Source organism: Veronia nyctiphanis (genome assembly GCF_004116385.1).
Classification (GTDB): domain Bacteria; phylum Pseudomonadota; class Gammaproteobacteria; order Enterobacterales; family Vibrionaceae; genus Veronia; species Veronia nyctiphanis.
On sequence record NZ_PEIB01000001.1, the window covers coordinates 19,286 to 42,081 of the forward strand.

General features: G+C 45.1%; 18 protein-coding genes, 1 tRNA gene and 1 pseudogene. 14 read left to right on the forward strand and 6 right to left on the reverse strand.

Annotated elements, in window-relative coordinates; all coding sequences use genetic code 11:
- Positions 1-37 precede the first annotated feature (37 nt).
- The 4 genes from CS022_RS00095 (at position 38) to CS022_RS00110 (ending at position 3,712) form a co-directional block, all read left to right on the forward strand.
- Positions 38-1,204 carry a nucleotide sugar dehydrogenase gene (locus CS022_RS00095; protein ID WP_129120586.1) on the forward strand — a complete coding sequence of 389 codons (1,167 nt, stop codon included), beginning with the start codon at positions 38-40 and terminating at the stop codon, positions 1,202-1,204.
- 90 nt (positions 1,205-1,294) lie between these two features.
- Positions 1,295-2,119 (forward strand): UTP--glucose-1-phosphate uridylyltransferase GalU, encoded by an 825-nt coding sequence (gene galU, locus CS022_RS00100; RefSeq protein ID WP_129120587.1) that lies wholly within the window; start codon positions 1,295-1,297, stop codon positions 2,117-2,119.
- Positions 2,120-2,176: 57 nt separating this feature from the next.
- Positions 2,177-3,196 carry a UDP-glucose 4-epimerase GalE gene (gene galE, locus CS022_RS00105; RefSeq protein WP_129120588.1) on the forward strand — a complete coding sequence of 340 codons (1,020 nt, stop codon included), beginning with the start codon at positions 2,177-2,179 and terminating at the stop codon, positions 3,194-3,196.
- 123 nt (positions 3,197-3,319) lie between these two features.
- Positions 3,320-3,712 (forward strand): VanZ family protein, encoded by a 393-nt coding sequence (locus CS022_RS00110; protein WP_145964495.1) that lies wholly within the window; start codon positions 3,320-3,322, stop codon positions 3,710-3,712.
- Positions 3,713-4,171: 459 nt separating this feature from the next.
- Here the strand turns inward: CS022_RS00110 and wecA are convergent, their stop codons facing one another.
- The 4 genes from wecA to CS022_RS00130 form a co-directional block, all read right to left on the reverse strand.
- A complete protein-coding gene (gene wecA / locus CS022_RS00115; RefSeq protein WP_129120590.1) occupies positions 4,172-5,284 on the reverse strand; it encodes a UDP-N-acetylglucosamine--undecaprenyl-phosphate N-acetylglucosaminephosphotransferase in 1,113 nt (370 codons plus the stop codon).
- Positions 5,285-5,715: 431 nt separating this feature from the next.
- A complete protein-coding gene (gene folD, locus CS022_RS00120; RefSeq protein WP_129120591.1) occupies positions 5,716-6,570 on the reverse strand; it encodes a bifunctional methylenetetrahydrofolate dehydrogenase/methenyltetrahydrofolate cyclohydrolase FolD in 855 nt (284 codons plus the stop codon).
- A gap of 185 nt (positions 6,571-6,755) precedes the next feature.
- Positions 6,756-7,469 (reverse strand): S1 family peptidase, encoded by a 714-nt coding sequence (locus CS022_RS00125; RefSeq protein WP_129120592.1) that lies wholly within the window; start codon positions 7,467-7,469, stop codon positions 6,756-6,758.
- A gap of 271 nt (positions 7,470-7,740) precedes the next feature.
- Positions 7,741-8,943 carry an MFS transporter gene (locus CS022_RS00130; protein WP_235869162.1) on the reverse strand — a complete coding sequence of 401 codons (1,203 nt, stop codon included), beginning with the start codon at positions 8,941-8,943 and terminating at the stop codon, positions 7,741-7,743.
- Positions 8,944-9,504: 561 nt separating this feature from the next.
- Between CS022_RS00130 and CS022_RS00135 the strand changes: the two genes are divergently transcribed.
- Positions 9,505-9,581 (forward strand) — tRNA-Arg (locus CS022_RS00135).
- A 155-nt stretch (positions 9,582-9,736) separates the two neighbouring features.
- Here CS022_RS00135 and CS022_RS00140 read toward each other — a convergent pair.
- Complete coding sequence (locus CS022_RS00140) at positions 9,737-10,357, reverse strand: carboxymuconolactone decarboxylase family protein (RefSeq protein ID WP_129120593.1); 621 nt, start codon at positions 10,355-10,357, stop codon at positions 9,737-9,739.
- Between the two features lie 493 nt (positions 10,358-10,850).
- Between CS022_RS00140 and tig the strand changes: the two genes are divergently transcribed.
- The 9 genes and pseudogenes from tig to CS022_RS00185 all read left to right on the forward strand — a co-directional run bounded on the left by tig (position 10,851) and on the right by CS022_RS00185 (position 22,025).
- Positions 10,851-12,152, forward strand: coding sequence for a trigger factor (gene tig / locus CS022_RS00145; protein WP_129120594.1), 1,302 nt, complete (start codon positions 10,851-10,853; stop codon positions 12,150-12,152).
- Positions 12,153-12,259: 107 nt separating this feature from the next.
- Positions 12,260-12,883 (forward strand): ATP-dependent Clp endopeptidase proteolytic subunit ClpP, encoded by a 624-nt coding sequence (clpP, locus tag CS022_RS00150; protein WP_129120595.1) that lies wholly within the window; start codon positions 12,260-12,262, stop codon positions 12,881-12,883.
- 138 nt (positions 12,884-13,021) lie between these two features.
- Entirely contained in the window at positions 13,022-14,302 is a 1,281-nt protein-coding gene (clpX, locus tag CS022_RS00155; RefSeq protein ID WP_129120596.1) for an ATP-dependent protease ATP-binding subunit ClpX, read from the forward strand.
- A 170-nt stretch (positions 14,303-14,472) separates the two neighbouring features.
- On the forward strand, positions 14,473-16,845 hold the full coding sequence (gene lon / locus CS022_RS00160; protein WP_129120597.1) for an endopeptidase La: 2,373 nt from the start codon (positions 14,473-14,475) through the stop codon (positions 16,843-16,845).
- Positions 16,846-17,046: 201 nt separating this feature from the next.
- Entirely contained in the window at positions 17,047-17,319 is a 273-nt protein-coding gene (gene hupB / locus CS022_RS00165) for a nucleoid-associated protein HU-beta (RefSeq protein ID WP_129120598.1), read from the forward strand.
- A 191-nt stretch (positions 17,320-17,510) separates the two neighbouring features.
- On the forward strand, positions 17,511-19,406 hold the full coding sequence (ppiD, locus tag CS022_RS00170; RefSeq protein ID WP_129120599.1) for a peptidylprolyl isomerase: 1,896 nt from the start codon (positions 17,511-17,513) through the stop codon (positions 19,404-19,406).
- Between the two features lie 157 nt (positions 19,407-19,563).
- Positions 19,564-19,848: a ComEA family DNA-binding protein gene (locus tag CS022_RS00175; protein WP_129120600.1), complete on the forward strand. Its 285-nt coding sequence runs from the start codon at positions 19,564-19,566 to the stop codon at positions 19,846-19,848.
- Between the two features lie 227 nt (positions 19,849-20,075).
- Positions 20,076-20,678, forward strand: a complete 603-nt coding sequence (yfbR, locus tag CS022_RS00180; protein WP_129120601.1) for a 5'-deoxynucleotidase — start codon at positions 20,076-20,078, stop codon at positions 20,676-20,678.
- A pseudogene (locus tag CS022_RS00185) lies at positions 20,659-22,025 on the forward strand (anti-phage deoxyguanosine triphosphatase). Before yfbR ends, CS022_RS00185 begins: the two are co-directional and overlap by 20 nt.
- Here CS022_RS00185 and CS022_RS00190 read toward each other — a convergent pair.
- Entirely contained in the window at positions 22,022-22,654 is a 633-nt protein-coding gene (locus CS022_RS00190; protein WP_129120602.1) for a tRNA-uridine aminocarboxypropyltransferase, read from the reverse strand. The pseudogene CS022_RS00185 and the gene CS022_RS00190 sit on opposite strands and share 4 nt — an antisense overlap.
- Between the last annotated feature and the right edge of the window lie 142 nt (positions 22,655-22,796).

The following is a 22,796-nucleotide window of genomic DNA, read 5'->3' on the forward strand; positions in this document are numbered from 1 at the left end:
ATAGACCTTTTGACTAATAAATTGGGTATTACTGATAATGAAAATCGCAATTGCTGGAACCGGCTACGTTGGTCTGTCTAATGCAATGTTATTAGCACAAAATCACGAAGTGGTTGCTGTTGATATTGTCAAAGATAAAGTACAGTTATTAAATAATAGAATCTCACCTATCGCTGATAGAGAGATTGAATATTTCTTGAAGAAAAAGCAACTAAACTTTCATGCGACCTTGGATAAATTCAGAGCTTACGAAGGTGCAGAGTATATTATTGTAGCTACACCGACTGATTATGATGTTATTACAAACAACTTCAATACTTCTTCTGTTGAAGCAGTAATTTCTGATGTTATATCGATTAACAGTAATGCAACGATCGTGATAAAATCGACTGTCCCTGTTGGTTACACAAAGCGCATAAAAAAAGAACTGGATTATGATAACATTATTTTCTCCCCTGAATTCTTGCGCGAAGGCAAAGCACTGTATGACAACCTCTATCCTTCTCGTATCATTATCGGCGATAGAAGTAAACGGGCTCAAACTTTTGCGGACCTTTTAGTTGAAGGTGCGGAAAAGAATGATATAGACGTTTTGTTCACTGGCCCAACTGAGGCAGAAGCCGTCAAGCTTTTTTCAAATACCTATCTCGCTATGCGGGTTGCGTATTTTAATGAGCTGGACTCCTTTGCTGAGGCCCATGGACTGGATTCACGTCAGATGATAGAAGGTGTTGGTCTCGATCCTCGTATTGGTCGTCATTATAATAACCCCTCATTTGGCTATGGTGGTTACTGTTTGCCAAAAGATACAAAACAACTTCGGGCAAACTATGCGGATGTCCCAAATAATATTATCCAGGCTATTGTAGATGCGAATACCACTCGAAAGGACTTTATAGCAGAGTCTATTTTACGAAAGAATCCAAAGGTAGTAGGAATTTACCGCTTAATAATGAAATCTGGTTCAGATAATTTCCGTGCTTCATCAATTCAAGGAATTATGAAACGTATTAAAGCTAAAGGAGTCCAAGTTGTGGTTTATGAGCCAGTGCTTAAGGAAAGTGATTTTTTCCATTCAGAAGTCATAAGCGACTTTGATACGTTTAAGGAAAAATCTGATGTAATTGTTTCAAACAGGATGGCAGAAGAGCTGAATGACGTCGCTGACAAGGTATATACCCGCGATCTATTCGGTAGCGACTAGTTTATATCTAGTTCCTTAATATTTGAGAATACAAATCAACTTACACAAAATAATCAGTCCATTACGGACATATTATTACAGAAGATATTTATGATTAAAAAATGTTTATTCCCGGCAGCTGGCTACGGGACGCGCTTTTTACCAGCAACCAAGTCCATGCCAAAAGAGATGATGCCTATCGTTAATAAGCCGCTTATTGAATATGGCGTTGATGAGGCTATTCAGGCGGGTATGACTGATATGGCAATTGTGACAGGTCGTGGTAAGCATGCGCTGATGGATCATTTTGATATGAACTATGAGCTGGAGCATCAAATCTCGGGTACCGCCAAGGAAGCGCTGTTAAATGATATTCGTGATGTCATTGACTCTGCGAACTTCACCTACATCCGTCAACGTGAAATGAAGGGCTTGGGTCATGCAATTTTAACAGGCCGCGAGTTAGTTGGTGACAACCCGTTTGCTGTTGTGCTGGCGGATGACTTGTGTATCAATGAAGAGCAAGGTGTACTGGCCCAAATGGCTGCGTTGTACAAGCAATTCCGCTGTACAATTGTCGCAGTAGAAGAAGTACCCCGCGAAGAAACACATAAATATGGTGTCATTGCGGGTGAGCCACTGACCGATAGCATTATTCGTGTTACGGATATGGTTGAGAAGCCTGAGCCCGGCACTGAGCCAAGCAACCTGGCCATTATTGGTCGCTATGTGCTAACTCCCGATATCTTTGAAATACTTGAAAACACAGTGCCAGGTAAAGGTGGAGAGATCCAAATTACCGATGCGCTGCTTGAGCAAGCGAAAAATGGCTGTGTGCTGGCATATAAATTTAAAGGTAAGCGCTTCGACTGTGGCAGTGTCGAAGGGTTTATTGAAGCAACCAACTATTGTTACGAAAATATCTATAAAAAATAGTACTGGTTGGGTAATTTAAGGGGCGTTATCGCTCCTTTTTTTGTTTGAGGAAAAGATATGAATGTTCTGGTCACTGGTGGTATGGGGTATATTGGCAGCCATACCTGTGTACAAATGATTGAAGCTGGTCTTAACCCGGTGATACTCGATAACCTCACTAACAGCAAACAAGCTGTTCTCGTACGTATCGAAGCGTTAACCGATAAAAGGCCAACGTTTTATCAGGGGGATATCAGAGACAAAGCGTTGTTAGTTGAGTTGCTGCAAAGTGAAAATATTGAAGCTGTCATTCACTTCGCGGGTCTGAAAGCCGTTGGTGAATCAGTAGAAAAGCCGCTGGAATACTATGACAACAACGTCAATGGTACGCTTGTCTTGCTTGATGCCATGAGAGAGGTTGGCGTCAATAAGCTAATATTTAGCTCGTCTGCAACCGTTTATGCCGAGTCAGATATTCAACCCATGAACGAGGAGTTTCCTAGAGGAGCATCGAGTCCTTACGGCCGATCTAAGTTAATGGTAGAAGAGTGCCTGACGGATTTTCAACATGCCAATCCGGATTGGAGCATTACCTTGCTTCGCTACTTTAACCCCGTTGGTTCACACCCCTCTGGCACTATGGGCGAAGACCCGCAAGGAATTCCCAATAACCTGATGCCATTTATCTCTCAAGTCGCAGTGGGTCGAAGAGAGAGCCTTTCGGTATTCGGTGATGACTATCCGACACGTGATGGCAGCGGCGTAAGAGATTATATTCATGTTGACGATCTGGCCTCTGGGCATATTGCGGCATTACAAAAAGCTGGCAATGTCGCTGGTATTCATACATACAACCTCGGTTCTGGTGACGGTAAAAGTGTCTTCGAGATGATTTCTGCTTTCTCAGAAGCTTCCGGCAAGGACATTCCATTTGTCGTGAGTGCGCGCAGAGCCGGCGACTTGGCAGAATATTTTGCTGATGCCTCAAAAGCTGAAAAAGAACTTGGTTGGAAAACAACGCGTTCTCTGACTGACATCGCTCGTGACACATGGCGATGGCAATCGCAAAACCCTGAAGGGTATCCCGACGATAAATAGCCTTTATTGTTTGTTATCTCGATGGCGTTTTTAGTCGTAGTTTACAAGAGCAGCAGAGGCTGCTCTTTGTTTTTATGCAGTGTAATTATTCATTGTACTTCTCTGATTTTATAGGTGTAACTTTTGTCAGTTAACGCGATTAAATTGATTAGACAAGGTGCTATGGCATTAGTGTTGACCTTAGGTGTGCTCTCTCTTTTTAGCAACGTTGGTCTTGGTTCTCTGGGTATTAATGGAACCACATTTTTTTACGGTCATGGTGACTGGTTCTTTCATTTTGCTCTATTTTTTATCGCGACGTGCTGGCTTGGTCTATTCATCCCTAAAGACTATGCGCATGTTTTATGGTGTATTTTATTTGTCTGCGGTATCGCATCTGAACTGGTTCAGCATTTTTATCTCGTTCATCGCGATGGAAGGTGGGGAGATGCAGTGATTAACACTGTCGCTATTTTGATTGGAATACTGTGTTTAAAGGGGATTGCTGTGTATAAAGCGAGGTCGAGCGAGTATTGATTGGCGATTCAACTCAAGATGTATAGGGGTATGCCTGCGGTAATTAATAGAAGTCTCTTTTCCCTCTGTTTATTTCATTCACTAATGGCAGAGGGAAGTAAACCTAACTAAAAAGCGCTCATGCTCAACTCAATACCACTTCGACTTTTCCCCTTTTCACTTTCCCAATGAAAACTTTCGCTAGACTTCCTTTCCCTCAAAATTATTAACTCTAAAAAAGCACTGACTCTTACTGCTTCAGTATATCCTCCAGCTTGAAGAAAGTATCAAGTTAAATCTGTGGCTGCTGTTTGGCTTGATATGAGCTCTGATATTAAAGGCCAGTTTGCTGCTTGAGCGACTAATACTGTGAAGAAATAAAAGACATGTTTTTAGTGAGGGGAGAAAGTGGAGATAACGCTGTGCTGGATTGAACACCCCCGGGGATATTCCCGGAGGTCGTTACGCTGAAAGATGTGATTAACTTTCTTGTTGATAGGTGTAATCAGTCTGTTTTGTAAATTTTCGGATAAAGCGAGTGAACTTCCAGACGTGTGCGAGTAAGAAGTAATAGCCCAGAAATACGGCTATAAACCCGTAAAACATAATTCCTTCACTGATGGCGTAAGCCTCACCAAGCAAGCCTATACAAACGAAAAATGACGCCAGGGAGCAAATTGCAACGAGCGTTTGCACTGATGACAAGCCAATACGTTGGCATATGTGATGTAAGTGTTCACGATCAGGCTGGAAAGGTGAGTCACCTCGCTTAATTCGTCTCATCATGATGGCTGCCATATCCATCAGCGGAAGAGCGATTAACCAAAGTGCGGTAACAGGTCGCATTGTAGTGTGTCCCTGCTCATTCGCTATTTGGCTGCCGCTCAACAGTAACCAAATCACAGTAAAACCAATCAGCATGCTTCCCGCATCACCCATAAAGACTTTTCGTTTTCTGCCAAGAAGTCCAAGGTTTAACAATACATAGGGTATCAGCGCTGCAATGATAATAAGGCAAAACTCAAAAAGGAGTGCGGTGCTTTCATACCCTTTAAAGAGGTAGGCAAGCCCAGAGAAGGTCACAATGGAAAGCCCGCCGAGTAACCCATCAATGCCGTCTACCATATTGAATGCATTAATGGCCCCAATTACCGCAAACACAGTAATCAGCAACCCGAAGATGCCTAGGTCAATGTTTCCGATAGCAAACATATCCCCTAGCTGTACCAGCGCAAGATCGGCAAAAAACATCATAATCGCGGCCAATACTGCCTGAATGATGATGCGTGTTTTATAGCTGACGTCATATTTATCGTCTAACGCACCAATCACTGTGAGCGTAATTGCGCATAGTAGATAGATAGGTGATTGGCTCAAATGTTCTTCTGATAGTGAATATTGAGCAAGCAAATAAATCACGATAGTCATACAGACAGCAATGCCACCGACTAAAGGTATGACACCTTGGTGATGTTTACGCTGATTGGGTTTGTCTACCAATCCTACTTTTTTTGCCATTTCCCTGACGATGAGAAGACAAAAAAGTGACACTATAAAGCTTGTAGTTATTAAAAATGGGGTATTGAGCAACATACGTTGTTCCGCCTTTGTCTAGCCAACAATTAGTTTTGTGATGTCTTATTTTTTTGGCAATTTTAAACGAATATGATGCGTATAATGTGTCACACTGGGCGTTTTGCGAGGAGAGTCAATCATACGTTTTTTTGCATTAAATGCTTTCATTTATCATTTGCTTAAAATCTATGCCTGGCATGTATTTTCAAATTTAAATAGAACGCTAAATGATACATGAATCACGCTTTATGTTGAAACTAAAGAATCAACGCAAAGGGACACATCTTACAATTATGGTTTTATGATGAGTGAGATATTTATTAACTGATTGATTTGTAAGTGATACTACGGATTTGATTGCTATCGGACGCTACAGGTAGGAGATATATTTAGTGAGAGAGCTCTTGAGATGAATGTAAAAGCCGACATGGTGTCGGCTTTTACATTGTTTAGGAGTGAAACTGTTCGCATGCCATCAGCGTGTTTTCTATCAGCATAGCGACTGTCATTGGCCCCACACCTCCGGGTACTGGTGTGATGTGTTTTGCGTGTTCTCTTGCTACGTCGTATTCAACATCACCCACAAGTGTGCCGTCATCTAGTCTATTAATACCGACATCGATGACCACTGCGCCTGGTTTGATCCAATCGCCAGGAATAAAGTTAGGTTTCCCCACTGCGACCACAAGAATATCAGCCTGACGCACATGCCCTTCCAAATCTTTAGTAAACCGGTGACATGTTGTTGTGGTACTTCCCGCTAGGAGAAGCTCAAGTGTCATTGGGCGACCAACGATATTGGAAGCTCCGACAACCACAGCGTGCTTGCCACGGGCGGCAATATTGTACCTTTCTAGCAGCGTGATAATTCCCTTTGGTGTGCATGAACGCAGCAGAGGTATGCGTTGGCTAAGTCGACCAACGTTATACGGATGAAAACCATCGACATCTTTGTCTGGAGCAATGCGCTCAAGGACATTCACCGGATCCATTTGTGCAGGTAATGGTAACTGCACCAAAATACCGTCTATTTCGGCGTCTGCATTTAGCTCGTCGATGAGAGAAAGCAGAGCGTCTTCTGTTGTTGACGCGGGTAAGTCGTAGGATTTCGAAACAAAACCGACTTCTTCACAAGCTCGGGTTTTATTTCCGACGTAAACCTGAGAGGCCGGATTGTCACCAACAAGAACAACGGCTAAGCCGGGTGCTCTCAGTCCTGCATCTGTTCTGGCTTTTACGCGGGCTGCTACTTCTTGTCTGACGGTTTGAGCGATCAGTTTTCCATCGATAATTTGGGCGGCCATGGTTTTCCTTTGGCAAAATTGAGGAAGGGTAACTGGTGCGTATTTTGTCAAAAACGAGGCGTAATATCCATAGGGCAAACGTTTGCTTTTTGCTTTTTATGCGTAAACATGAATTGCCTGAGTGCGAATGGTCATCCCCATATAATGGCTTCTTTTACCCAAGCCTCATTATCAATTCCATCTCACTATGGCCGCGAGATAACAAGTGCACCTGAGGCATTGTCATCAGCGAATAGGGCGATTTTCTTACCGTGGTACTTATCGACGGTGTATTGAAGCCAGCCTTTTATAAAGAGGCTTGAGATGAACACGCTGGTTCTCTTGTTACCAAGGTCTTGCTGACCGAGCACTTTAAAACCTGAGCCAGACATACCTGAGATGATACCGACCAAATGTCCTTTCTCGTTATAGACACCGCCGCCACTCATTCCCGACTGAATGGGCGCATCGGTGATGCTTGCCGGACACTTTTTGAAAATGGCACTGTCTAGGAAGTTGACGTCTAAAAAGTATTTGCCTTTGCCCGTAATAACTTTTCCTGTCATCCCAAAGCCGTAGACATTAAGGTTGTCGTTTGGAAATACTTTACCAAGTAGGGGCAGTTTTTTATCGCTATTATCGGCTTTGATTATCGCTACGTCGCAATTGGGGTGATAGGCAACGACTTCACTAAAATCATACTGGGCAACGTGCTTGGCAGTCAGGCTTAGTTCTTCGGTGAGAGGTACACTCGACCCAAAGCCACCAAGCACAAACGGAATACCGATGGGTAGGTAGTTTAGGTCAGGGGCGGTTTTTTCATCGGCGAATTGAGTCGGCCCGTTTGTGAGGAAGCAGCCTTGTAAGCTGGCTGATAACAGTAGGTAAATGCTCAAAAGCACAAACTTCTTTGATTGCATAACAACAAAACCTCAACAAATATGATTTAAGTCTCATTTTCGAGTCTCTTAATTGAGATTAGAGTGTTATCAGCGTTCTTTCCATCAACCCACTTGAAAAGTCATCTACATATAGAGGCGGCGATTTTCTTGAATCATCGAGTGGAATAGTAGCTAGGTAAAGTGTTTCTCATTAGAGTGGCTGTGATAAAGAGAAAGGCTACTTGTTTTTGATTGGCGGGACGAATCAAAGGGCGCGCTCAGCGCGCACCCATTATATTCTCAGGTAAATTTAGATATCGACTTTTACATGCTCGACTTCAGCAATTGGCTTTGGCTGAACCACAACTGCAGGGGTACGAAGCCACGCGACCAGCATGTAGCCGAAAGTTACTGCAAAACCAATACCGAAGTAGCCCATTAAATCATTAGTTTGAACAACCCAACCTTTTGCCAGTGCTGGGCCAATCACTGAACCAATACTGTAGCTTAAGAGCATCAGTTCGGTCGCCGCTACAATCTGATTCCTGTTTATTGATTGGCACGCCAGCGTAATTGCTATCGGGTAGAGGGCAAACGTGGCCGCACCCAATATAAATAGGCTAATAACCATACCAACAGGGTGGGTTGCTACTTCAATCATTGCGATCGCCAAACCACCGATTAGGCTAAACATCGCCATCAACAAACGCTTGGCAAAGCGAGCATTTAGCCAGCTCACCAAAGGTTGTACCATCATGCCTCCCAAAATAACGACAGACATCAGTGTTCCAATCTGATCGCTATTGCTGAAACGACGTCCCAGCTCCAGAGGCAGCAAACCGTAAACCACACCCATCAATAAGCCGGAAACGATACAGCCAATGAATGCAGCCAACGGCAGTGTTTTCAACTCTTTCAATTTGATTGGGCTGTGTGACACATCTTTCGGTTGCGACTGTCTCTTCAGTAAAGGAGGTAAGGTCGCCAATGCCATCATTGCCACAATCAACGCAAAAGGAAGCGTGCCCTCAACACCAAAAAAGCCGATTCCCAGTTGGCCAAATGCTGTGCCGCCGTATAGCGAAGCCATATATAGGCCAAGTCTTTTTGAGCGCGCTTTCTCTGTATCAGCCATTAGAAGCCAAGATTCGATAACAACAAACACACCAGCCACAGCAATACCTGCAACGAACCGAGCAAATAACCAAACAGGTTTGTTGATAAAAATAGCCATTACCGCAACCGTTATTGCAATAACGGTTAAAAACATGATTAATGCTGAGCGGTGCCCGAGTCTTGAAACAACGTTTGCACTCAGTAAGGCACCCACTAATAGGCCGAAATAGTAAATGCTCGCCAGCCACGCAGCCAGATCTGTAGATAGGCCGTGGCTTTCCAATGCGAGTGGAACCAGGCTCATCAAATATCCTGATGCCAGAGCAAAAAGGCTTAGGCTGGCAACAGGGACAAAAGTGCTGTTGCCCACATCGAGAGATAGCGGGTTTGCTTTCACGTTTTTAATCCGAAATCAGAGGGTTGTTAGTCTTGAGGTTTAGGCGGTCGCCATACGCTCAGGTTGTTTAGCGCGCGGATTATGGTGGTCAACTTGTAGGCCGTAAAGTGAATTAAATTCATTTCAGTCATTAGAATAGTTAATACGAGTTATGGGCTTTTAGTCGTCGTTTGTGTGACGTTAGATAATGTTTCTAGCTCTAAACAATTAGTGTGTATCCCTTTCAATAAGAACAGAAGGTTACGGACTCATTAGGCAAATAAATCTTCTATCTCTAAAGGGCCGCTTTTACAGAGAAAACAATAAAAGTGCCGACCTATTGGCCTCCATGACTAATATATTCACCTAAATTTTTGGAATTCCATGCTTTGTTGTCTATTAGTAAAGAAAACGTCCTCACTGGCGAGACCAGCCATGTCTATTAGCACGGCATTATTGCGCTAATGTCTATTTATTAGACGGTTAGAAGGAAATTGTAAGGAAAACCGTTGACGGGCATGAACCTGTCTATATAATTCAGCTGTGTTTCGGGGCTAACTGCTTCGGAGCACCTTCAAATGTGCGCCCTTAGCTCAGTTGGATAGAGCAACGGCCTTCTAAGCCGTGGGTCACAGGTTCGAATCCTGTAGGGCGTGCCATTTCTTGACTACCTCCCCGAGTAAATACCTAAAACGAAATTGCTAAAAGCCCCCTCTCATAAGGATTCGTAGGCCTGACGGTATCTTTTTTCTTTTCGTTGACTGAGAAAGCCCACTGCGAGTAGTGAGCTAACTGAATCTCTTTGATACGTGAATTAACTGTGATTCCAGTTATCGAGCGCTTCGCCATCGTTGGGCGATAACCCTAAAATGTCACCGTCAGTATTGATACCTAGCCCAGTCACAGTGCGGTTTGCATAGGCAAAGTAGGCTGTCACTTGGTTAATCTCCAGTACCTCGCCGTCACTCCAACCAAGAGCAAGCAGTTTTTCGACATCGCGTTTCCCAACATTACTGGGTGATGTCGTGAGGACGCGCACATAGTCGAACACCTTCGCATGCTTGGTGTCGAATGCATCGTCGAATTGGTGTGTCTTGAGCGATTGTTTAATTCTGTCAGCGTAATGAGGAGGATGCTCGCCTTTCTCTGCCAGCAAACGTTGCATGCCCGCGTAGTGGTGCTCAAAACAGTAACTGCAACGGTTGAGGTAACTGACGTAAACACCAATGGCTTCCAGGAACCATTTTGGAACCGTATTTCGTGGATGGTGGAGCACATACTTATAGATAGTCATGTGACCTTCCATGGTATGTGGGCGTAAGCTGTGTGCCAGCATGATGTTGTCTACATTGTTATCTGGTCCTTTTACTTTGTCGTAAAGTTTTTTTAGAGGTCCAGTAGCATCTTCGTAGCTTACGGTTTTTATCCAGCTCATAGTCTCTCCTTGTGAGCATCTTGTTTTATTTTTCTCTGGTTTGTGTTTCTTGACTAGTATAATGCCCTCACTATGACGAGGCGTTTTGCGCAGAGCCATGTCGACCACCACGTTTTGAGAGGCTTTTCATTTTACCGTGATAACTTTTGCTGTTTGTTGAAGGTAACGCAGAGTCAAACGGGATTTAGTCGACAAAAACGGACAATAAATTTTAAATACTCCCTTGAAAGGGCGAAATGTGTCCCCATTTCACAGAAACATTGCGATAGCGCTGGCCTGTCTCGACTCGGTCGAATGGTGCCGCTATAATGGCGCGTCTTAATTTTTGGCTCCCGGTTTGGGAGCAAACTGATACCAGCAGAAAACGCGCTGCGTATCCCTATTCACAGGCGTCATTGCATGGTTACATGCTGTGACACGAAAGGATGCTAACGGCCCTGAGCTTGGTAGCATCACTCAGATACCCTGAGTAAGTTTTGAGGTTTAATTAAAAATGCAAGTTACCGTTGAAACCACAGAAGGCCTAGAGCGCCACCTGACCATCACTGTTCCGGCTTCTAACATCGAAGACGCTGTAACCGCTGAATTGCGCAACATTGCTAAAAATCGTCGTTTCGATGGTTTCCGTAAAGGCAAAGTGCCTTTGAAAATGGTTTCTCGCATGTACGGCAAAGCGGTACGTATGGACGTGATGGGTGAAGTGATGCAACGCCACTTCATCGAAGCGATCATCAAAGAGAAAATCAACCCAGCAGGCGCACCAACTTTCGCGCCAGTTGACAATGAAGAAGGCAAAGACTTGGTCTTCAAAGCGTCCTTCGAAGTTTACCCAGAAATCGAACTGAAAGGCCTGGAGAGCATCGAAGTTGCTAAGCCAAAAGCGGAAGTGAAAGACGAAGACGTTGCAGAGATGATCGACACACTGCGTAAGCAACAAGCAGAGTGGTCAGAAGTTGATGCAGCTGCTGAAGCGAACAGCCGTGTAACTATGGACTTTGTTGGTTCTATCGACGGCGAAGAGTTCGAAGGCGGTAAAGCTGATGGCTTCGCACTGGAAATGGGCCAAGGTCGTATGATCCCTGGTTTCGAAGACGGTCTAGCTGGTAAGAAAGCGGGCGACGAGTTCTCAATCGAAGTTAACTTCCCAGAGGATTACCACGCTGAAAACCTGAAAGGTAAAGCAGCGAAGTTTGAAATCAAACTGCACAAAGTTGAAGCGCAGGCACTGCCAGAACTGACTGAAGAGTTCGTTCAGCGTTTCGGTGTGGCTGACGGTTCTGTTGACGGCCTGAAAGCAGAAGTTCGCAAAAACATGGACCGTGAACTGAAGCAAGCGGTTAAGAACAACATTAAAGAGCAAGTGCTGAATGGTCTGGTAGAGCAAAACGATATCGACGTTCCAGCTGCTCTGATTGACCAAGAAGTGAATGTTCTGCGTCAACAAGCTGTTCAACGTTTCGGCGGCAACGCTGATAACGCGCCAGAGCTGCCAGCTGAGCTGTTCCAAGAGCAAGCTAAGCGTCGTGTAGTTGTTGGCCTGCTGCTGGGTGAAGTGATCAAGTCTGAAGAGCTGAAAGCTGACGACGAGCGTGTTAAAGCACTGATCACTGAAATGGCATCTGCTTACGAAGATCCAACAGAAGTTGTTTCTTATTACGAGAAAGACGAAAAACTCATGGACAACATGCGCAACGTTGCTCTTGAAGAGCAAGCGATTGACGCGCTTCTGGGCAAAGCGAAAGTATCAGAAAAAGAGCAAGCATTTTCCGAGCTGATGAACCCAGCTCAAGCTTAAGTGCTAGAATTGTAGAGTGGACATTTGACTTAGAATTCACTCTTCTGATAACAATGGTCCGTATGAAGTTTTTCATTCGGGCCATTTATTTTTAGGGACTTAATATTATGAGCTATCAAGAAAAAAACGGTATGCCTTCAATCATGGATGCATTGGTGCCCATGGTCGTGGAACAAACATCCCGCGGTGAACGTTCTTACGATATCTACTCCCGTTTGCTCAAAGAGCGGGTGATTTTCCTGACGGGTCAGGTTGAAGATCATATGGCCAACTTAGTGGTTGCTCAGTTGTTGTTCCTGGAATCTGAAAATCCCGATAAGGATATTTTCCTGTACATCAACTCGCCAGGCGGCTCTGTAACAGCAGGTATGTCTATTTACGATACCATGCAGTACATTAAACCTGATGTAAGTACGGTGTGTATGGGGCAGGCGTGCTCGATGGGCGCATTCTTGCTAGCTGGTGGTGCGAAAGGCAAGCGTTTTTGTCTGCCTAACTCGCGTGTGATGATTCACCAGCCTCTGGGCGGTTTCCAAGGCCAGGCATCTGACATTCAGATCCATGCTCAGGAAATTTTGACCATCAAAGAAAAACTGAACAAATTGCTGGCAGAACACACTGGTCAGCCACTGGAAATAATCGAACGTGATACAGATCGCGACAACTTTATGTCTTCGCAGGATGCGATGGATTATGGTCTTGTCGATGATGTGCTCAATAAGCGTTCATAAGTAATCCAGTCAGAAGTTTAGCGCGTTTACCTACACTGGTTCCAATAATTGAGCTCATCACATCTCGGAAATTTACCCCGAAGTGTTATAGACTCAAAACATGGCAATAACGGGTAAACGCCACAAAGAGGATAGCTAATGACAGATAAGCGTAAAGATGGTGGCAGCGGTAAATTGCTCTACTGCTCCTTCTGCGGCAAAAGCCAGCATGAAGTACGCAAATTAATTGCCGGACCTTCTGTTTATATCTGCGATGAATGTGTTGATTTGTGCAACGACATTATCCGCGAAGAGATAAAAGAAGTGATGCCGAAGCGTGATAGCAATCAGCTTCCTACTCCACATGAAATCCGTGCTCACCTTGATGATTATGTAATTGGTCAGTCGCAGGCGAAAAAAGTACTGTCTGTTGCGGTATATAACCACTACAAACGCTTGAGCAATGGCGACACCAATAAAGAAGGTGTTGAGCTTGGCAAGAGTAACATCTTGCTGATAGGCCCTACAGGTAGCGGTAAAACGTTGCTTGCAGAGACACTTGCAAGGTTCCTTGATGTTCCATTCACTATGGCTGACGCAACAACGCTGACCGAAGCGGGTTACGTTGGTGAAGATGTTGAGAACATAATCCAGAAGCTCCTACAAAAGTGCGACTACGATGTAGCAAAAGCCGAGCGTGGTATTGTCTACATTGATGAAATCGATAAGATTTCACGCAAGTCTGATAACCCGTCAATCACCCGCGATGTGTCAGGTGAAGGGGTTCAGCAAGCGCTGTTGAAGCTAGTTGAAGGAACGATTGCTTCGGTTCCACCTCAGGGTGGGCGTAAGCATCCACAGCAGGAATTCCTGCAGGTAGACACGTCGAAGATCTTATTCGTCTGTGGTGGTGCATTCGCAGGTCTCGACAAAGTCGTTGACCAGCGCGTCTCTAAAGGTTCTGGTATTGGCTTTGGCGCTGAAGTGCGTTCTCAGGAAGAAGAGGCGTCACTCAGTGATCTGTTCAGTCAGGTTGAGCCAGAAGATTTGGTCAAGTATGGTTTGATCCCAGAGTTCATTGGTCGTTTGCCAGTGACAGCAACGCTGGGTGAACTTGATGAAGCTGCATTAGTGCAGATTCTCAAAGAACCTAAAAATGCACTGACCAAGCAGTATGCTGCGCTACTCGACATCGACGGTGTTGAACTTGAATTCCGCGACGATGCGCTGACTGCTATTGCACACAAAGCGATGGAGAGAAAGACCGGTGCACGTGGACTCCGTTCAATCGTTGAGGCAGTCTTACTTGAAACCATGTACGACTTGCCGTCGTCGAAAGACGTCAGCAAAGTGGTTATCGACGAGTCAGTAATCAAAGGTGAATCTGATCCCCTGTTGATTTACGAAGCAAACGACAATCAAGCTGCAGGTGCTGAGTAACCATACGCAAGCTAAGCCCTTTACCTTCGCATGAGGTATCAGGATAGTAGAAAGGAGGCGAAAGCTCCTTTTTTGTCAAATAACGGCCACTATAGTGTCACTTTGGCATTGAATACGGCTTATCCGACCCCATATACTCAATAATTACGAAAAGCGGAAGAGAGATAAGTATGAACTTGGAGCGTTCCGAGAGCATTGAGATTCCGGTCCTGCCACTGCGCGATGTGGTAGTGTACCCTCATATGGTAATTCCTCTGTTTGTTGGCAGGGAAAAATCAATCCGTTGTCTTGAAGCAGCCATGGACGACGATAAACAAATTCTGTTAGTTGCTCAAAAAGACTCAGCAACTGACGAGCCTACTGTCTCTGACCTCTACGAAGTGGGCACAGTAGCAACCATTCTTCAATTACTGAAACTGCCAGACGGTACGGTGAAAGTGCTGGTGGAAGGCCTTCAGCGCGCAGAAATCAAAAAATTCTCTGATAACGACTTTTTCGTTGCCGATGCTCAGTACCTCGCAACGCCAGAAATGGATGAGCGTGAGCAGGAAGTTTTAGTTCGTACTGCGATCAGTCAGTTTGAAGGCTTTATAAAGCTGAATAAAAAGATCCCGCCAGAAGTACTGACATCAATGAATGGTATCGATGAGGCCGCACGCCTTGCTGATACCATTGCTGCTCATATGCCATTGAAACTTCAGGATAAGCAACAAGTACTCGAAATCTTTGACGTTGCTGATCGTCTCGAATTCCTGATGACAATGATGGAGTCAGAGATTGACTTGCTGCAAGTTGAAAAGCGTATTCGCAGCCGTGTCAAAAAGCAGATGGAAAAGAGCCAGCGCGAGTATTACCTAAACGAGCAGATGAAAGCTATCCAGAAAGAACTTGGAGAGCTGGATGATGCGCCTGATGAGTTTGAAACGCTTCAAAAGAAAATCGACGAGGCGAAAATGCCTCAGGAAGCCAGAGAAAAGACTGAGCAAGAGCTACAAAAGCTGAAAATGATGTCGCCAATGTCAGCCGAAGCAACGGTTGTGCGCAGCTACATCGATTGGATGGTCAGTGTTCCTTGGGCGAAACGCTCTAAAGTGAAAAAAGATTTGGCAAAAGCGGAAGAAATCCTCAATGCCGATCACTATGGCCTAGAACGTGTTAAAGAACGCATTGTAGAGTACTTAGCGGTGCAAAACCGTGTAAACAAGCTTAAGGGTCCAATCCTGTGCCTTGTTGGTCCTCCAGGTGTGGGTAAGACCTCACTGGGGCAATCTATCGCCCGTGCCACTGGTCGTAAGTATACGCGTATGGCGTTGGGTGGCGTGCGTGACGAAGCGGAGATTCGTGGTCACCGTCGTACTTACATTGGCTCTCTGCCGGGTAAACTTATCCAGAAAATGGCGAAAGTTGGCGTTAAGAACCCACTTTTCCTTTTAGATGAAATCGACAAGATGTCCTCTGACATGCGCGGTGACCCGTCGTCAGCATTGCTTGAGGTTCTTGACCCAGAACAGAACAATGCGTTTAACGACCACTATCTGGAGGTCGATTACGACCTGTCTGATGTCATGTTCGTTGCTACGTCAAACTCAATGGACATTCCTGGGCCTCTGCTTGACCGTATGGAAGTGATTCGTCTGTCGGGTTATACCGAAGATGAAAAACTCAACATTTCGAAGCAGCACCTTGTTGAGAAGCAAATTAAGCGAAATGGCCTAAAGCCTGCTGAAGTGATGATTGAAGACTCTGCAATCATTGGCATTATTCGTTACTACACGCGAGAAGCGGGTGTGCGTAGTCTTGAACGCGAAATCTCAAAACTTTGCCGTAAAGCAGTGAAAGAGATTCTGCTTGATAAAGATATCAAGACATTGACCATCACCGGCGACAACCTGAAAAATTACCTCGGTGTCCAGCGTTACGACTACGGTAAAGCCGATGAGGAAAACCGTATCGGTCTTGTAACGGGTCTTGCGTGGACGCAGGTAGGCGGCGATTTGCTGACGATTGAAACCGAGTCTGTACCTGGTAAAGGTAAGTTGACGCAAACAGGCTCTCTTGGTGATGTCATGCAGGAGTCTATTCAGGCTGCAATGACAGTGGTACGTAGCCGTGCTGACAAGCTAGGTATTGCCAGTGATTTCTACGAGAAGCGTGATATTCACGTTCACGTCCCTGAAGGCGCCACACCAAAAGATGGTCCAAGCGCAGGTATTGCAATGTGTACCGCATTGGTGTCGTCTTTGACCGGCAACCCGGTGAAAGCGGAAGTGGCCATGACAGGCGAAATCACTTTACGCGGTGAAGTTTTACCCATTGGTGGATTGAAAGAGAAACTGCTAGCTGCACACCGTGGTGGAATTAAAACCGTTGTGATCCCGAAAGAGAACGAGCGTGATCTGGAAGAGATTCCTGACAACGTAAAAGCAGATTTATCAATTCATCCAGTACGTTGGATTGATGATGTACTGACCCTTGCATTGCAGAATAATCCGCTGGGAATAGAGCTTGTCACCCCCCGAAATAGTGACGCGCAGCAAAATTAAGCAACGAAAAGAGCTGACAGTCGGCAAAAGGCTTGTCAGCTTTTTTGTTGAGGGCTAACTTAAATTTGAGCGCTGCATGCCTTATTAACTCTGATGCAGCAGCGTCAAGTAGAAACAAGGTTTAACAATAATGGACGATGAGAGTCGTCTTTATACCGCAAAAAATGGGATTTGCGGATTTGCTTCATAAGGGGATTTAACGTGAATAAGTCGCAGCTAGTAGAAAAAATCGCAGAAAATGCTGACCTGTCAAAAGCGTCAGCGGGTCGTGCATTGGATGCACTGATCGAAGCTATTTCTGATTCGCTCAAAGACGGCGATCAGGTAGCTCTGGTTGGTTTCGGTACGTTCTCTGTTCGTGAGCGCTCAGCGCGTACAGGCCGCAACCCACAAACAGGTTCAGAAATCAACATTCCAGCCGCTAAAGTGCCTGGCTTTAAGGCAGGTAAAGCGCTCAAAGACGCAGTAAACTAAGCCGCACCTTTGTCTTTTGTCGCACCATGTTGGTTAAAGGCTTTAAACATAGCGACTTGAGCGTATAATCAGGCTCCATAAGAGTGTAAAGGCGCATCTCGGATGCGCCTTTTTAGTTGTTTAATTATGCAACAAGTTCAATACAGTATTTTGAAGAACAGTAGTTTCAAGAGTAGGAGTGACGGCAAGTTATGATGGAACGACTGCGTGAAGGCGCTAATAGCTTCGTGGTGAAGATAATCCTGGCATTGATTATCTTTTCCTTTGTATTTGCCGGTGTGGGCAACTATCTGGTAGGCGGTACCAGTACTCCCGCTGCAAAAGTCGGCGATCGTGAGATCAGTCGAAATGATTTCGAACAGGTTTATCAGAACGAGCGTGCTCGTATGCAAAATCAGGCGGGTGAGTTCTTTACCGCTTTGCTGGGCGACCCTAGCTACCTGGCGGAATTCCGTAGAAATGTTCTTGACCGCATGGTGAATGACGTTTTGTTGGAAGAGCAAGCTTCTGAACTGGGGATGCGTATCAGCGACCAACAGATCAAAGAAGCGATTCTGGCAATGCCTCAATTCCAACAAGGCGGCAGCTTCGACAATGATATGTATAAAGCGGCACTCCGCCGTGCAGGCTTCACACCAGAGAGCTTTGCAGAATACATGCGTCGTGAGTTGGTGAGAGAGCAACTTGTTTCCGGCCTTCAGGGCAGTGAATTTGTCCTCAAGGGTGAGTTAGACAGCCAATATAAGCTTGAGAACCAGACACGTAAGGTAAGCACACTGACGCTGCCTGTTAGTGACTTCGCAGCGAAAGCTGACGTGACTGAGCAAGAACTTCAAGATTACTATCAACAGAACGCATCACAATTTGTGCGTCCGGAGAAGTTCAAGATCGCTTACGTTGAGGTCTCAGGCGATTCTATTGCAGACAATGCCCCAGTCACTGATGAAGAGGTTCAGGAGTACTACGAGGCTAATAAGGGGACTTACAGTACTGCTGCACAGCGTAAAGTGAGTCATATTCTTATTGAAGGCGATAGTGACGAAGCAAAACAGAAAGCTGAGGCGCTGCTTTCAGAGCTGAAATCGGGTGCAGACTTCGCGACGCTTGCAAAAGAAAACTCTGCTGACACATTCAGTGCTGAACAAGGCGGTCAACTCGATTGGTTTGAAGCTGGAGTCATGGACCCTGAGTTTGAAAAAGCGTCTTTCGCAATGTCGGAAAAAGGTCAACTGTCAGAGGTGGTTCAGTCGTCATTTGGTTATCACATCCTTAAGCTGGATGACCTGAAAGATGTTGTCACTAAACCGCTTGAGACTGTGAAAGCTGAAATTGTTGAGCAACTCAAACAGCAACATGCGGCTGAGAAATTCTATGCAATGCAAACTGCGCTATCTGAAAAAGCATTTGAGATGCCAGATAGCCTTGATGACGCCGCTGAAGCCGTTAATCAATCAGTGGTGACAACGGATTGGGTCTCTCTTGACGAGTTGTCAGGTAGCCTGTCAAACCCTTCTGTTATCCGTGTGTTGCAGAGTGAAGAAGTGAAAGATGATGGGTTGAACTCAGAAGCCATTGAGCTGGGCTCAGAGAACATCATTGTAGTTCGTATTGAAGATACCCAGCCTGAGACTATTCTGCCGTTCGAGGATGTGTCTGAGCAGGTTAAACAGAAGCTCTCTGATGAAAAAGGTGAGAAAGCGGCGCAAGCTTTGGCTGATTCACTGGTGGCAGAGTTGTCTGAAGGGAAGTCAGATGCGTTGAACAACTCAGGCTATAGCTTCGGTGAGTCTGAAGTGCTTGAGCGTGTTTCTCAGCAGCGTGAGGTGGCTCAGTTGGCATTTACTCTTGGTAACCCAGAGGAAGGTCAAAAGCGATATGGCACCACGACGAATATCAACGGAGATATAGTTGTTGTAGCGCTTGAAGCCGTTAACGAGCCAGAAGCGGCGCAACTCACTGCAGCTAACCCGCTGGCAACGCGTGTAGAGAGAACGTTGGCGAATACCAATATTTCGGCGACATTACAGCAGTTAAAAGATAAAACTGGCGTCACTTACCTGGTAAGTGCAGCAGAACAGACCGAGTAATCTTCTACGAGTAATATTATTTGCTGTTGTAATTGATAAGTAACTATGACGGAGTCCAAAGAGGGCTCCGTCTGTTTTTTTACTCTGCTATTTTGATGGCAAAGTTTTGATGATTAGTCTCTTGTGTGAATTTTATACAACGCCAAGAGAGGAAAACATGAAAAATCTGGTCGCTGCAGTTTGTTTTGCAATCACTATAGTCTTGAGCCCGATTTCGGTCGCTGAAGACAGCATGCAAGTTCAAGTTGAAATGGTCAATATCAACACGGCTGATGTTGATGAGCTGGATAAAATACTGTTGGGGATAGGTGTTAAGAAAGCACAAGCGATTGTCGACTACCGCAATGAGTTCGGGCCGTTTCTATCTATTGAAGATATCACTAACGTGAAAGGAATAGGTGAAAGTACTCTGGATAAGAATCGCGATAGGATAAAGATCTAACTCCCCAGAAACTCTGCTGTGTGCAGGGGAGCACGCTCTCCCCGCTTAATTACCTTCCGCAACACATTAGCTTAACCTTCAAACAAAGATAATTCTTTTTTTCAGTGCTTTTTACTTGAGTATTGGAATGTCTGGCAACACAATGAATTAAGCATTATTTTTCGTCATTAATTAGCGATGAGCGAGTGAAAATACTTAATCATTGCGCTTATCATTGTAAGGACGATATGACAAAGCACCCAAATACCAGCCATTTCTTTGCCTACCTTGCCCGAATGAAGCTCATTTATCGCTGGCCTCTAATGCGCAATGTCTTTGACGAAAATATCTCTGAGCATAGTCTTCAGGTAGCCTTCGTCGCTCATGCACTGGCTTTGATAGAGAATAAAAAGTTTGATGGGAATTACAACCCTGAAAGAGTCGCATTACTGGCGATGTTTCATGACTGTAGTGAAGTTATAACAGGGGATTTACCTACGCCCATCAAATATTTTAACCCTGCAATCGCCGATGAATACAAGAAGATAGAGGAGATTGCGGAAGAGAAACTCATTTCTATGTTACCAGAAGAGTTTCAGGCAGATTACCGCAGCCTGATTGTCAGCTCAGAGCTTGATGAATCAGACTACAGGTTAGTCAAACAGGCTGACTCAATCTGCGCATACCTGAAATGTCTTGAAGAATTATCCGCGGGTAATCACGAGTTCAAACTGGCAAAAAGTCGTCTTGAGAAAACCATGGCTAAACGTCGAAGTGACGCGACCGAATACTTCATGAATACCTTCGCGGCGAGCTTTACCCTCACCTTAGATGAGATCAGTGATGAGTAACTATATTCCCTCTGATGCTTGGGAGGCGCGTCTGGCATCAGAGAATAAAAAGCGTCGAGATGATCGTCGGTCTGTTTTTCAAAGAGACAGAGCGCGTATCCTTCACTCTGCGGCATTCCGTCGCTTGCAGGCGAAAACTCAGGTGCTGGGGGTAGGGCATAATGATTTTTATCGCACCCGCCTTACGCATTCTCTTGAGGTGTCACAGATTGGTACTGGTATTGTCGCCCAGCTAAAGCAAAAACAGCCCGAGTTTCGTGATTTGTTGCCATCCACAAGTCTGATGGAAAGCCTTTGTTTAGCGCATGATATTGGTCACCCTCCTTATGGCCATGGTGGTGAAATAGCGCTTAATTATCTGATGCGAAATGACGGTGGCTTTGAAGGGAATGCACAAACATTTCGTATCGTTACTTTGCTAGAGCCGTACACTGAAAATGACGGGATGAATCTGGCGCGACGGACATTGCTTGGACTGATGAAATACCCAGTTGCTATCAACGATGTCAGAAAGACGAAGTCAGCAGAGGATGTCGACAGCTTTCGCCACTTAAAAGTTGATGATTGGCACCCTGCCAAAGGCCTATATGACTGTGATGAAAAACGCGTCGACTGGGTGCTGGAACCTCTGAGTGACAACGACAAGGCCTTGTTTACCTCGTTGAAGTTGGATCCAAACGAAAATCAGCATGGAAAGCCACGTTTTAAATCGCTCGATTGCTCTATCATGGAGCTGGCGGATGACATAGCTTACGGCGTCCATGATCTTGAAGATGCCATCGTTATGGGGATCGTTACCCGTGAACAATGGCAGGTCGCGGTGGCAAGTAAAATTGCTGAATGTAATGACCCGTGGCTTGAGGAAAATATTGGTTATCTCAGTGAGCAGATGTTTGGCCCTTATCATGAGAGAAAAGACGCCATTGGTGCGCTTGTAAATACCTTATTGACCTCTATCACGATATTGCCTTCTGTGCAGGATGGGTTGAATGCGTTTGAAGACCACTGCTGCAGTGGAAAGCAAGCATGCCGGATAACATGTATCAGGTGCTTGATATTCTGAAACGTTTCGTCAGTGTGTATGTGGTGAAAAAGCCTGAACTTCAGGTGGTTGAATATAAAGGCCAACAGTTGGTGATGGAGCTTTTCGATGCTTTCGACTCTGATCCAGAGCGTCTGTTGCCTTCTGCCATTCGCGAGAGTTGGCTTTGCGCAATCGTTGAAGGCAGGAGTGGAAAACGGGTGATCGCTGATTATATTTCAGGTATGACAGATGGGTTTGCTCAACGCCTTCATGCCACCATGTTTACCGCATCGAGTCAGGGCCCGCTTTACGATATTCGTTAATCTTTTTTTGATGCGCCAAACTGCCTTTCGTAGATTTCGGGGGGCAGCTGATTAATATGAAAATCCACCATTTTTTCAAAACACGAAAGTAGAGGCTGATAGTGCTCTGGTTGACCTAAGAGTAGGGAAAGAGCGTGATATCCTGCTTCTACTGTCGATAAACCACCGCTTTTAGATGTTTTTCTTATTTTGTAATGACCGGATAAGGCCGAGGGCAGTGTCAGAGAAGGTAGGTGCTTAATACTCTCGGACAGCTGGAACATCTTATATGCTTTCTTCCAAGTACCATCGAGAAGAATCAGACCAATCTGTTTTTTTCTGGCTTTCAATGTTGGTGACGAAACTAATGTTGCGTTTTCGTTGGGGTAAAGAATATGCCAATCTACGTCTTTTCGATTGAGCTGAGCCTGAAAGGCGCTGTTATCATCAAAACACTCACCAACAATGACTTCACAATTGGAAAGAGAAAGAGACAAAATACGAGCAGTGCCTTTGGCATGATTGACTTCAGAGGTGTGTTGAAGAATCAGCAGGGGAATTGTGTTTTCAACCGGTGATATCCAGCCACATATGCAAGCTTTATGCGCTTTGTTACAGCGTTGGCAGTATCGTGATGTGTTTTGTTGCATCGTGTTTATTTCGCTGACTATAGTGGCGTTATGATTTATTCAGTACGTCTATCAAATATTGACGATTCTGATAGCGGCCAAGAATTCGGATTATGGAGACAATTTGCCAGTCGTAATTTTAGTGTGTTTAGGGGCAGTTGCA